The sequence below is a fragment of the Marinibium conchae genome (assembly GCF_015595035.1).
Taxonomy (GTDB): Bacteria; Pseudomonadota; Gammaproteobacteria; order Enterobacterales; family Alteromonadaceae; genus Glaciecola.
Genome location: NZ_JADNRN010000003.1, coordinates 389,389 through 402,384, shown reverse-complemented (window position 1 = coordinate 402,384; position 12,996 = coordinate 389,389). Strand labels below are relative to the sequence as shown.

Here is a 12,996-nt window from a genome sequence, read left to right as displayed (position 1 = left end):
CATTAGTCGTTCTCTTTGGCTTTGCGTTCTTTTTCAAGCAAATACTCGTCGAAGGATGGTGGTAAAGTCATCGCATCATCCCAATCAGGAAGCACTGGGCTTTCTGAGAATGGCATCAGCGGAACACCTTCAGACTGACGCTTAAGCTGCTGCGCTCGAATATAGTTATACTTACGTAGGCTCATTTTATTTGATGTGATGCCATCACGAATAATCGTAGGGCGAATAAACACCATCAAATTACGCTTACGTTTAGTCGTAGAGGTAGATTTAAACAAGTTACCAATAAATGGAATGTCACCTAGCAATGGTACCTTGGAAACACTCTCTTGAATCTCTTCATCAATTAAGCCGCCAAGCACGATAGTGCCGCCGTCATCCACCATGACCGTGGTTTTAATCTCACGTTTGTTAATTGAGATATCGACAGAGGTTGCACCTGATACGCTAGACACTTCTTGTTCTATTTGCAGTTGAACGGCATCGCCTTCGTTGATTAACGGGGTGACTTTCAGTTTTATCCCCACATCTTGACGATTAACTTGTTGGAAAGGATTAGCATTATTCGCGCCCGTAGTTGAACCGGTAATAATTGGCACCTCTTGACCTACAATAAAGAAGGCTTCTTCATTATCCATTGTAGTTAAATGTGGCGTCGCTAATACGTTAGTATTGGTGTCGGTGCTCACTGCTTGAATCACTGCACCCCAACCATTTTCAACCACACCAGCAATTAGTCCATTGGCTGAGCCTAGTAAAGTAGCCAGCAGGTTAAGGTTTCCTTCACTGGTTGTGACGGTATCAACCACTTCTCCATTCGCGGTAGTGGTGCTACCAAGAATTTCAGTGTCTTCTGCTTCACGCAAAGCAACACCTAACTGACCTACACCAATAACGCCGTTGGTAAATTGAGTACCACCGCCTTCTTCCGATACCCATTGAACGCCTAAGGTTGTGCCGTCACCTTCAAACACTTCTACAATAATCGCTTCCACTTGTACTTGAGCTCGACGAACATCTAGTTGGCGGATTACGTCTTCAAGTGAGCGCATCATGTCGGGCTCTGCCGTGATAACGAGTGAGTTGGAGGCTTCGTGGGAATCGATGCTAACATCACGATTGCTGTTGCTGCGACGCTGGTTTTGGTTGCCACCTGATGCGCCTTCAGATTGAATCGATGCGCTTACGCCTTGCAGAACTTGCACCAAATCTTCGGCTTTTGCATAGTTTAAGTTAATAACGCGCGTATTACCGTTCGATTCTAACTCTTGGTCCATGCGGTTAATGAGGTTGATTAGACGCTGTCTAGCTTTTGCGTCGCCGCTCACAATGACACTGTTGGTTCTGTCATCCGCTACAGCGCGTGGCTCAGATTTACCTACACCGCCAGCGGCTTTACCTTGAGATTTATTGATACTTTCAATAATGCGCACCATTTCTGAAGCTGAAGCATGTTTGAGTTTGATGACTTCAACATCTTCATCACCAGCACGGTCAACGCTTTCAATAATCTTCACCAAGCGGTTCACAACAGCAGCTCGGCCCGTCAGCATCATAACGTTCGATGGGTCGTGACTTACCACATTACCACCACCTGCTTGGTCGTTAAGCTGGCGAAGTATTGGAGCCAATTCGCGTACGGGTACATTGTAAACAGGTAGTACTCGAGTGATCATCTCGTCGCCGTCAAGTAAATCGTCATCAACGACGGGAATATTCGACGTTTTTGCATCCTTCGATCTGACTATCTTGAGAATACCGTTAGGCATTTCAACAACAGCATAACCGTAGACTTGAAGTACGTTTAGAAAAAACTGGTAATATTGCTCTTCGGTGAGCAAGTCATAACTTCGAACTGAAATTTTACCGCGAACATTGGGGTCGACGATTATCGTCTTTTTAAGGTTTTTACCAACAATGTTGATGAATTCCGTTATTTCAGTATTTTTAAAATTAGGACTGTATTCTGTTGCGTAGGCGTTTGGAGCAGTCACAGCGCTAGTAAGCACTAATGAACTTGCCAAACCTGCGGCAATAAGTGAATGCCTGAAAAACTTACGAATACCTGTGATACCTTGGCTAGCCAGCCTCATAATAAACCCTTTTGTTTTATTCGTCAGACGATGGAATTTCGATATCTAATGATATCGCTTCATCGCCTCGTAATATTTCGAGTTGCAGCTCTTGGGCTTCCCGAAGAATATTAATTGCTTCAAATGCTTGTTGTGGATCGGTTAAGTCGATCCCGTTAATATCTGTAATCACGTCGCCTGAGCGTAAGCCAAGCTCGTTAAAAAATTCAGGTTCTTTGCCCGGTGATACTTGGTAACCCACTAGCTCACCCTGCGGCGCATGCGGGCGAATCGACATATAGTCAGTGAAACTGGCTGGGGAATCTTTGAGTTTCGCCCGCGCTTCTTTCACTCGCTCGCTTGCGCTGTTCCCTAGCACCGGGCCTTGAACAGCAGCTTGTGAATTCTGTTGACGCTGTTCACGTTGCTGGTTGGCTTCATCAAAATCAATACCATCGAGCATGAGTGTCTCGCGAGCCATGCGATTTTTAATAATTACTCGGTCGACGTAAAGTTCATCGAGAGTCGCATTCGTGCCGTCAATTTTCTCGCCAACGCCATAAGTGTTTTGCTTACCTGCGTTTTCAATAATAGCCGCGCCTATCTTGGGATCTGTGCTCGAAACCACACCAGTTAAGGTAAGATTGAGTTTTGTTTCAGGTGCTTCGGTAATTTCTGTTTCTTCGACCACCGGTTTTGCTTCTGGATTGCCAAACAAATTTATTCTAGTAAGAGGGCTAATATCAAGTCTTGCCGAATTCGAGCGGCTAGTGTTTGTGTTAGCATTATAAACGTTTGCCGCTTTCGATTCTGGCTGAGGTAAGATGCGCCATGTTAGTTCTGCAGCAAAAGCGAGAAGGTACAATGATAAAAGCACAACCACGGCAAGGATAAGCTTTCCTTGATGCAAGTGGTAAGTTTTTGTAAGGCTTTGTACTGATAAGTTGGCTGTCATTCTCTCAATGCTTTTTATAATTGCTAATTGGTTATATTTAATCTGAGTTCTATACTAGCTTTACATCTACTCAAGGTAGACGTTTAGGAAGGATACACAACGCTCTATATTAACCAGTCGAACAGCTGTGAACAATAGCAAAGCGTCAATGTGATCAAATATTTATATTAAAGAGACCATGAAAAAACAAAAAAGTGCAAAAGCACAGAAAAAAACTGGAAATACTGAAAAGAAAACCCATATCGACGAGGTTCGAATCGACAAATGGTTGTGGGCTGCGCGTTTTTGTAAGACCCGTGCGATCGCAAGAGAGTTGGTGCAATCAGGAAAGGTTCAGTACAATAAGCAACGTTCGAAACCCAGTAAAATTGTTGATCTGGGTGCAATAATCGTGGTTCCGGCGGGATTTGATCAAAAAACCGTGGTTGTGAAAGAGGTCAATGGCCAGAGGCGTGCCGCAGCATTTGCTCAATTAATGTACGAAGAAACGCCAGAGAGTATCGCCTTACGTGAAAAAAACCTTGCCGCGAGAAGGTTGAGTGTGTTTCACAGCCCTCGACCAGATAATCGACCAGATAAAAAACAGCGTCGCCAAATCATTAAATTTAAACAGCAGTAATGCAAATGAAGAGATATTATGACCGTTAAGCAAGACACCCTAGATCGATTTCTATTCGAAGAACACAGTGTTCGAGGCGAGTTGGTGCGTTTGGAATCAAGTTTTCAACAGATCCTAGCGTCGTATCATTACCCCAGCATTATTCAGAGTTTGCTGGGCGAACTTATGGCAGCCGCTAGTTTGTTAACTGCAACACTGAAATTCGAAGGCGAGGTTGCTCTGCAAATTCAAAGTGATGGGCCAGTTCGCTATGCCGTAATAAATGGTACTCATGATCAAAAGTTAAGAGGCGTAGCTCGTTGGGATGAAAGCCAAACATTGCCCACGGATTTCACATCACTTTTTAGTAAAGGCTACTTAGCTATTACACTGGCGCCGAGCGAAGGCGAGCGCTACCAAGGCATCGTTGCTCTCGACAAACCAACACTGGCAGAATGTTTAGAGGACTATTTTTTACAATCAGAGCAATTGCTGACCAAAGTGGCGTTGTTCAGCTCGCATGAGAGCGGCAATGAGCAGGCCGGTGGTATGTTGCTGCAAGTGGTGCCTGAAACGAGTGAAACTAGCCAAGCGAATGAAAATCCTGGTTTTGAGCATTTGTCACACTTGATGAATACCCTGAAGGCTGAAGAGCTCTTTGGGCTATCGGCGCAAGAGGTGCTGCATCGCCTTTATCACGAAGAAGCGGTGCGTTTATTCGAGCCTCAACAAGTGCAGTTTAGTTGCGATTGTTCCAAAGAGCGTAGCGCAAGCGCCCTTCGAAACGTCGCTAAAACTGAGCTTCTGTCGATTATTGAAGAAGAAGGCAGTATTAAAATGAATTGCCAATTTTGTCACACAGAATACAGCTTCGATTCAATTGACGTAGAGAGTATTCACTCACAAAATATTCCTGCAGAAAACCAACAACATTAACGATTTATTTTTAGGAGAAGGCTCATCGCCGCTGCAAATTTATTAACACTACTCGACGATATAGCAACGGTTTTAGATGATGTGGCAGTACTATCGAAAGTTGCCGCTAAGAAAACGGCTGGAGTACTCGGTGATGACCTTGCACTAAATGCAGAGCAAGTGTCGGGTGTCAAAGCAGAGCGTGAGTTGCCTGTTGTATGGGCGGTAGCGAAAGGTTCTTTCCTTAATAAGTTGATATTAGTGCCAAGTGCTTTGTTGATCAGCTATTTCGCGCCTTGGTTAATTGTCTATTTGTTAATTATTGGTGGTTTATACCTCTGCTTTGAAGGCGCTGAAAAAGTCATCCATAAGTTTTTTTCAAAGCATGCCAATGGTGAACATAGTCACGCTGAAGATCATGCAAAAAAGCTAGCCGCGCTTAGCGACCCTAGTGTTGATTTAGTGGCAATGGAAAAAGACAAAATTAAAGGTGCTATTCGCACAGACTTCGTTCTTAGCGCAGAAATTATTGTGATTATTTTAGGGACAGTACAAGCTGAACCATTCTCTACCCAAGTAACGGTGCTATCGCTAATGAGTATCTTGTTCACTGTGGGTGTTTATGGCTTTGTAGCGATGATCGTTAAGATTGATGACCTAGGCCTTTATTTGCTGCGTAAGTCGGTAAGTGGACGCTTCGATACCTTACAGCGAGGAATGGGCAGAGCTTTGCTACGCTTTGCGCCAATATTGATGAAAACACTTGCTATTGTGGGTACCGCCGCGACGTTTTTGGTCGGTGGCGGCATCATTGCCCACGGGGTGCCATTCTTGCATCATTTTGTTGAGCACTCAGTTGAAGTGGTAGCGGTATATCCTGCATTGGGCAATATTGCTGGCTCTATTACGGGCATCGCGTTAAATGGCTTGGTAGGTATAGTGGCTGGCCTGTTCGTGGTAGCGGCATACGAATTAGTTAACAAGTTTCTGCTCTCTGCGAAGACAAAAAAGTAAGTCTTTGTTGGTGTCTGGAATACCTTTGTTTTTAATCGCTGTAGGGAAGAGTGAAGCCCGCAATTAAGCCGCCCGAAGAGTGGTTGCTAAATAGCATTTGCCCACCATGACTTTCTACTATTCTTTTGGTTATTGCTAAACCTAAGCCTGATCCAACTGAACCGCGCGCTTTATCGCCTTGGGTGAAGGGCGCAAATAAAGCGGGAAGTTGTGCTTCAGGAATCCCCTTACCGTAGTCTCTTACATTACAAACAAGGGCTTTGTTTTTATGATCGACGCGAGTACTGATAAAAATATTTTCGCTACCATAGCGAAAAGCGTTTTCGATGAGGTTGTCGAGCACGCGTTTGATTCCTACCACACGCAGCTTGGCATTTGGTAACGGGTCGAGCGCAGTTTCAATGCTGTGCCCCGGCTCCAAAATACGTCCGTTAATCAGCTCTTTGATGAGTGTGTTTAAGTCGACATTTTCCGTTGCCTCTTGTTGATCCTGACGCGCATAGTCGATGAATTGATCGATAATAGCGTTCATGTCATCAATATCATGTTCGATGCCATCTTTTACCCAGTCTTGGTCGTCTGGCAGCATTTCACTTGCTAGTCTTATGCGAGTTAATGGCGTGCGCAAGTCGTGGGATATACCCGCAGTCATTAGGGCTCGATCGCTTTCTAGCTGATGGATACCCTGCGACATTTTATTGAAAGCATTGGTTACCGACACCATTTCACTGCTTCCTTCAAGGGGTAAGGGGTCTGGAAATTGTCCTTTGCCGACTTTTTTTGCTGCGCGCTGCAATGCTCTCAAAGGTCTGTTGAGTCGCCTTACGAATAACCACCCACCTAACACACTCAGTACACTGATCACTACCAAGTAAATAGTGAGAGGCGATACATCCAGTTCATCGACACCTTGCATGGGAATCGATATCCAAATACTGCGGTCCTGAGGAGGCCGTATCCAGATTAGATAATTTGCCCCTCCCGTGAGTCTCACATCGGTAGGACCGTCGAGGCTCTTGGATATATTTCTCGACATGAATGGGTAGTGAGTGGCATCGCGCAAACCAGCGTGCATGGCCGATTCTTCAGTATGAAAGCGTATTCCTGTTTTAGCCGTAAAATCTTTATTCTGTGGGTTGTCGCTGTGATGTAAGCCCTGCACAAAAATTTGGTCAACTTGAGTCGCTACTAACTGACTAATTTGTTTGTAGTTCGGCGCAATAAAATAGGTCACCACCGAATAATAGGTAACAATTTGATTGATCATCAGTAAACCCGCAATGAGCAATACTGTTTGACCGAAGGTGCTTTTTGGGAAAATACTCAAGCCACGAACACCAAGAACGCTATCTGCTTTATTCTCACTATTGCGTCTACTTTAGTCATTCGCTGTAGCTTACGAATCTAATTCGCCATCGGGCACGAATACATAGCCCAAGCCCCAGACAGTTTGAATATAACGTGGGTTTGCAGGGTCTTCTTCAAGCATACGACGCAATCGTGAGACTTGCACATCAATACTGCGTTCAAGCGCACTGTAATCTCGGCCCCTAGCAAGGTTCATTAGCTTATCGCGTGATAGCGGCTCGCGTGCGTGGGTTACCAAGGATTTAAGTACCGCGAATTCGCCACTTGTTAGGGTAAGGGCTTTGCCGTTATCCGACATCTCACGAGTCGCTAAGTTTAGCTTATAGCTACCAAATGACACGATTTGCTCAGACTGCGATGGGGCGCCCGGTGCTTCGGTGGTTTTACGTCTTAATACCGCTTTAGCGCGTGCAAGTAATTCACGTGGGTTAAAAGGTTTAGGAAGGTAATCGTCAGCACCCATCTCCAAGCCAATGATGCGGTCGACTTCGTCGCCTTTTGCTGTGAGCATGATGATGGGGATCTCATTTTCTTGTTGGCGTAAACGGCGACAAATAGATAGCCCGTCCTCATCCGGAAGCATCAAATCTAGCACCATTAAATGGAAGTTCTCGCGCTCAAGGAGCCTGTCCATTTGTTCAGAGTTTGCTGCAGCTCTAACCTGATAGCCTTGTTCAACTAAATAGCGTTCCAACAACGAACGTAGTCTCATGTCGTCATCGACTACTAAAATTTTTGAGGTTTCCTGACCCATACTCTTTCCTAAATCACTTTTTACTCACTGTATCATAAGCTAAACAATAACAAGCGAAAAGAGATGAGTTTAAGAGGATTGTTACAAAGGGTGTCTGATGTAGGCCTTGCCTACGCAAGGCAAGCGTCATTCCTACGCAAAGTAACCGTCATTCCTACGAAAGTAGGAATCCCGTGACTTCCAAAGGCAAGTCCGACAAGCGGGGAAAGCGCCAAAAAGCAAAAGTATAAAGCATGGGAACATCGCTTTTTTACAGGCAAAAAAAACCGCCGATAAACGGCGGTACAGCTAACTTACGCAATCAACAAATTAGCTGTTTTTCTTCACTACCCCTTTAAGATAGCATCTTGGTGTTTTTATACAATATGCGAAAATGAATTTTGATTAAAAAATGTGCTAACTCATTGGTGAGACGCATTATTTATTTCGAACTATTTTTTCTCTGCTAGCCAGTCCATCTGATAACCGGCTCTTCGTTTTTTATCCAAAAGTTCTTCAATCAAAGGTGTAAGAATAAGCTCCATGGCTAAACCCATTTTGCCGCCCGGCACCACAATAGTGTTGACACGCGACATAAAAGCACCATCAATCATCTTCAAAAGATAGGGGTAGTCGACACTTTTCATTTCTCGTCTGAAACGCACAACGACAAAACTTTCGTCCTGAGTGGGGATCTCACGAGCACTGAAGGGGTTTGATGTATCAACGGTTGGTACGCGCTGAAAGTTAACATGAGTGCGCGAAAACTGAGGTGTGATGTAGTGAAAGTAATCATCTAAGCTGCGAACGATGCTGCTCATTACCGCATCCCGAGAATGGCCTCGGTCGGTGGTATCGCGCACGATCTTTTGGATCCACTCCAAATTCACTATGGGCACCATGCCTACCAATAGATCTACTTGAGAGGCAACATCGACCTTATCGGTTTCAACGCCGCCATGCAGTCCTTCATAGAAAAGTAGATCGGTATTATCTGGCAGATCCTGCCACGGCGTAAAAGTGCCTGGCATCTGGTTAAACGGCACAGCTTCATCGAAAGTGTGTAAATATTGTCGGTGTTGGCCTTTGCCTGTTTCGCCATACTCCACAAACAACTTCGAGAGTAATTCAAAATCATTCGCATGGGGGCCAAAGTAACTGATGTGTTTGCCCTGTTCTTGGGCTTTTCTGATTTCCACTTCCATTTCAGGGCGGGTAAATCGGTGGAAGCTGTCGCCGCCTACAGAAGCGGCGTTTACGCGTAAGTTACGAAATATATGCCGAATCGCATTGGTCGTTGTGGTTGTGCCAGCCCCAGAGGAGCCAGTTATTGCAATAATTGGGTGTTTTACAGACATAAGCTTCTAGGGTAATTTAATTACCCTAGTTATAAGCAACCATACCATGGTGGTCAAGCTATTTTATTTTGATGCCTGCTCACGAGCGATGGCCCGATAGGCGATATCGGTTCTGATCATTACACCTTGCCAATCGATGGCATCCACCAAGGCATAGGCGTTTTCGCGCGCTTCTGTGACTGTATCACCCAAGCCAGTGGCACAAAGTACACGGCCGCCATTAGTGAGTACTTTATCGCCATCTAACTTAGTGCCCGCATGAAATACCTTACCTGGTAACTTAGCGGCTTCATCTAAGCCAAATATCTCATCACCCTTTGGGTAGGAACCTGGGTAACCATTGGCAGCCAATACGACACCAACCGCCGCGCGGTTATCAAACTCTATGTTTGCTGCGTCTAATTGCTTATTTTCGGCTAATAAACATAGGCCAACTAAATCAGACTGCAATCGCATCATAATCGGTTGTGTTTCAGGGTCACCGAAACGGCAATTGTATTCTATTACTTTTGGCGTACCCGAAGCATCAATCATCAGTCCAGCATACAAAAAGCCAGTGTAAGGGTGACCTTCACTCGCCATGCCGTCTACGGTCGGACGAATAACTTCATCCATGATGCGCTGGTGAATATCTGCGCTAACCACTGGGGCAGGCGAATAAGCGCCCATGCCGCCAGTATTTGGGCCTTGATCATTATCGTATGCACGCTTGTGATCTTGGCTGCTAGCGAAAGGAAGGATGTTTTTGCCATCCACCATGACAATAAAGCTAGCTTCTTCACCTTCTAAAAACTCTTCAATAACCACTCGACTGCCAGCATCGCCAAAAGCATTTCCTGCTAGCATGTCTTTAATCGCGTCTTCGGCCTCTTTTAATGTTAAGGCAACAATAACGCCCTTACCAGCCGCCAAACCATCGGCTTTAACCACGATAGGCGCACCTTTCTCCCGAACGTAATCCAAGGCCGGTTGAATTTCTGTGAAGTTTGCATAAGCGCCGGTGGGGATCTTGTGACGCGCTAGAAAGTCTTTGGTGAAGGCTTTTGAGCCCTCAAGCTGAGCTGCGCCTTGAGTCGGACCAAAAATAACTAAATCGTTGTCGCGAAATAAATCGACAATTCCATCAACCAAAGGAGCTTCGGGACCAACAATGGTGAGGCCAATTTTTTCTTTAAGTGCAAAATCGAGTAGAGCTTGCTTATCTTCTGCTGCGATAGCGATGTTACTTAGCTTTGGTTCAAGTGCCGTACCTGCATTGCCAGGAGCAACAAAAACGTCGGTGACTAACTTTGATTCTGCTGCTTTAAATGCCAGTGCGTGCTCTCTACCACCGCCGCCAATTACTAATACTTTCATATGCTTGCTCTACTTTGATTTTGTTGTAGTGTTTATATTTTTAGTGCTTAAAGTGTCTCATGCCGGTAAAGACCATGGCAATACCGTGCTCATTCGCTGCATCGATAACTTCATTATCACGCATAGAGCCACCGGGTTGAATGACTGCTTTTATACCTGCTGAAGCGGCGGCGTCGATGCCATCGCGGAATGGGAAGAAGGCGTCGGAAGCCATTACGCAGCCTTCAACTTCTAAGCCCTCATCAGCCGCTTTGATACCAGCAACTTTAGCTGAATAGACACGGCTCATTTGGCCCGCACCAACACCAACCGTCATGCCGTTTTTGCAATAGACAATTGCATTCGACTTGACATATTTGGCGACCTTCCAAGTAAATAGGAGGTCATCGAGCTGCTGTTCAGTGGGTTTGTTTTCCGTTACCACTTGTAGGTCTTCTTTTTCTACCATTCCGAAGTCACGCTCTTGAACAAGCATGCCGCCGTTGACACGTTTAAAGTCATAACCGTCGGTGAGTTGTCCGTGCCATTCGCCACAGGCGAGTAAGCGCACGTTTTGCTTCGCCGCGACAACCGCTTTTGCTTCTTCGCTGACACTCGGCGCAATGATAACTTCAACAAATTGGCGATCAATGATGGCCTGTGCCGTCGCAGCATCTAATTCGCGGTTAAATGCGATGATGCCACCGAAAGCCGAGGTTGGGTCAGTTTTATAGGCATTGTTGTATGCGCTGAGAATGTTGTCAGCAATAGCGACACCACAGGGGTTCGCGTGTTTAACGATAACGCAAGCAGCTTGATCAAATTCTTTGACGCATTCTAATGCCGAATCGGTGTCGGCGATGTTATTAAACGACAAGGCCTTACCTTGTATTTGCTCTGCCGTGGCAACCGAGGCCTCTTGTATATTGTTTTCTACATAGAAAGCAGCTTCTTGATGACTATTTTCCCCATAGCGTAAGTCTTGTTTTTTGCTCATTTGAACATTAAAAGTGCGCGGGAATTCGCTGTGTGTATGACCACATTCTTCGTCATGATTTCCACTCACACTTTCAATTTTTGCTCCGAAGTAATTGGCTATCATGCCGTCGTATTCCGCAGTGTGTTCAAAAGCCTTTATAGCTAGGTCAAAGCGTGTGGCGAAGGTCACACTTCCACCATTATCATGCATTTCTTGCATGACTTTGCTGTAATCAGCCGCATTTACTACGATGGTTACGTCGTTATGATTTTTAGCTGCTGCACGCACCATTGTCGGGCCGCCAATATCAATATTTTCTACCGCATCTTCCAAGCTACAGTCAGGGTTTGCTACCGTCGCTGCAAATGGATAAAGGTTTACCACAACAAGGTCGATGGGGGCGATTTCTTGTTCCTGCATAACTTGTTGATCAAGTTCGCGGCGGCCTAAAATACCGCCGTGGATTTTCGGGTGTAGTGTTTTTACCCGCCCATCCATGATTTCAGGTTGACCTGTATGCTCACTCACATCTGTCACCGCGATGTTATTGTCGCGAAGGAGTTTGGCGGTACCACCGGTTGATAGAAGCTCTATGCCTTGGTTAGCAAGTGCTGAAGCGAATTCAATAATACCGGTTTTGTCAGACACACTTAAGAGTGCGCGTTGGATGGGTTTGGCTTTTTGCATTACATTCTCTATTGTTGCGAGTACAGTAGGTATATTTCGCAGCAGCATCTTGCTACTGAAAAACATGACAATTACTTGGGCTCAAATATGAAGGGTTTATCAACTTCTGGATGGGCGCGGATATTAGCAAATATTGTGCGATTTAGCATCAAAAAATTGTGATAATTCAGCTAATATTCATCGCATAGGGCTTATGTTTTGTGATACAAACGCATATCGCAATTAGCGCATTGTTTTGTTTGATTTGCTAATCTGTTTGATAGTTTTACGGGATAGCACTATCGGAAGGTACTATTTACCACATTTATGTAGGAACCACTATGCTAGACTTATTATATCGTGCTCGATTTGTCGCTATTACTCTAATGAGTTTGTGCTTGCTGAGTGCTTGCGCAAACATGAACCAAGCTGACTGCGAAACCGCAGATTGGCGAGCCATCGGTTATGAAGATGGGGTTTCTGGTGCCAGAGACTCGGCGATAGGACAGCATCGCAAAGATTGTTCCAAGCATGGTATCAGTCCTAATTTGGAAGAATATTTAGCGGGTCACTATGCTGGCGCGAAGAAATACTGTACCCAAACGAATGGCTTTTTTGTTGGTTCAAGAGGTGGCTCATACAATCGCAATTGCGCCGATGAATTTGCGAGTCAGTTTCTCGCTGGTTTGCAAGACGGTAAAACCCTGCATACTGCTGAGCGCGCATTAAATAGTGCTGAAGATGCCTTAGACGGGCTTTATATTCGCATCGAAAACTTTGATGATGTTATTGCTGACAAGAACGAATTAATGATTGCTGATGGCTTGGTAAGAGCTGAGCGTCTAGAGCTTCGCCAACAAATAGAAGAACTCGAGCTTGGCAAACTTGCTTTGATTGAGGCTATTCCCTCATATGAAGATAATTATGATTCGGCGTTAAGCACCTACAACAGCATAAAACTGCAATTTGCTGATTACTTTCAGTAAACCAAGATAGTAAATAT

11 protein-coding genes are annotated in these 12,996 nt (G+C 45.1%); 4 read left to right on the top strand and 7 right to left on the bottom strand.

Translation table 11 applies throughout. The features are described from left to right. Nucleotides 1-2 precede the first annotated feature (2 nt). The gene (gspD, locus tag ISG33_RS13180) at nucleotides 3-2,093 is read right to left on the bottom strand and encodes a type II secretion system secretin GspD (protein ID WP_195734076.1); all 2,091 of its coding nucleotides are present in this window, start codon (nucleotides 2,091-2,093) and stop codon (nucleotides 3-5) included. A 16-nt stretch (nucleotides 2,094-2,109) separates the two neighbouring features. Next, nucleotides 2,110-3,027 (bottom strand): type II secretion system protein GspC, encoded by a 918-nt coding sequence (gene gspC, locus ISG33_RS13175; RefSeq protein WP_195734075.1) that lies wholly within the window; start codon nucleotides 3,025-3,027, stop codon nucleotides 2,110-2,112. Between the two features lie 178 nt (nucleotides 3,028-3,205). On the opposite strand from gspC, the gene hslR reads away from it, so the two are divergent. From hslR to ISG33_RS13160, 3 genes are read left to right on the top strand one after another with little or no spacing between them, the layout of a single operon-like run. Next, entirely contained in the window at nucleotides 3,206-3,646 is a 441-nt protein-coding gene (gene hslR, locus ISG33_RS13170; protein WP_195734074.1) for a ribosome-associated heat shock protein Hsp15, read from the top strand. Nucleotides 3,647-3,664: 18 nt separating this feature from the next. Further along, a complete protein-coding gene (gene hslO / locus ISG33_RS13165) occupies nucleotides 3,665-4,561 on the top strand; it encodes an Hsp33 family molecular chaperone HslO (protein WP_195734073.1) in 897 nt (298 codons plus the stop codon). A gap of 24 nt (nucleotides 4,562-4,585) precedes the next feature. Continuing rightward, nucleotides 4,586-5,554 carry a DUF808 domain-containing protein gene (locus tag ISG33_RS13160; protein ID WP_195734412.1) on the top strand — a complete coding sequence of 323 codons (969 nt, stop codon included), beginning with the start codon at nucleotides 4,586-4,588 and terminating at the stop codon, nucleotides 5,552-5,554. Between the two features lie 31 nt (nucleotides 5,555-5,585). Here ISG33_RS13160 and envZ read toward each other — a convergent pair whose 3' ends face one another. The 5 genes from envZ to purH form a co-directional block, all read right to left on the bottom strand. Next, nucleotides 5,586-6,881 carry a two-component system sensor histidine kinase EnvZ gene (gene envZ, locus ISG33_RS13155; RefSeq protein WP_195734072.1) on the bottom strand — a complete coding sequence of 432 codons (1,296 nt, stop codon included), beginning with the start codon at nucleotides 6,879-6,881 and terminating at the stop codon, nucleotides 5,586-5,588. A 69-nt stretch (nucleotides 6,882-6,950) separates the two neighbouring features. Beyond that, nucleotides 6,951-7,676 (bottom strand): osmolarity response regulator transcription factor OmpR, encoded by a 726-nt coding sequence (gene ompR, locus ISG33_RS13150; RefSeq protein WP_195734071.1) that lies wholly within the window; start codon nucleotides 7,674-7,676, stop codon nucleotides 6,951-6,953. Between the two features lie 431 nt (nucleotides 7,677-8,107). After that, complete coding sequence (locus tag ISG33_RS13145; protein WP_195734070.1) at nucleotides 8,108-9,013, bottom strand: phosphoribulokinase; 906 nt, start codon at nucleotides 9,011-9,013, stop codon at nucleotides 8,108-8,110. 63 nt (nucleotides 9,014-9,076) lie between these two features. Further along, nucleotides 9,077-10,369, bottom strand: a complete 1,293-nt coding sequence (gene purD, locus ISG33_RS13140; RefSeq protein WP_195734069.1) for a phosphoribosylamine--glycine ligase — start codon at nucleotides 10,367-10,369, stop codon at nucleotides 9,077-9,079. A gap of 40 nt (nucleotides 10,370-10,409) precedes the next feature. Then, nucleotides 10,410-12,014: a bifunctional phosphoribosylaminoimidazolecarboxamide formyltransferase/IMP cyclohydrolase gene (gene purH / locus ISG33_RS13135; protein WP_195734068.1), complete on the bottom strand. Its 1,605-nt coding sequence runs from the start codon at nucleotides 12,012-12,014 to the stop codon at nucleotides 10,410-10,412. Between the two features lie 320 nt (nucleotides 12,015-12,334). On the opposite strand from purH, the gene ISG33_RS13130 reads away from it, so the two are divergent. Further along, nucleotides 12,335-12,979: a DUF2799 domain-containing protein gene (locus ISG33_RS13130; RefSeq protein ID WP_195734067.1), complete on the top strand. Its 645-nt coding sequence runs from the start codon at nucleotides 12,335-12,337 to the stop codon at nucleotides 12,977-12,979. Nucleotides 12,980-12,996 lie beyond the last annotated feature (17 nt).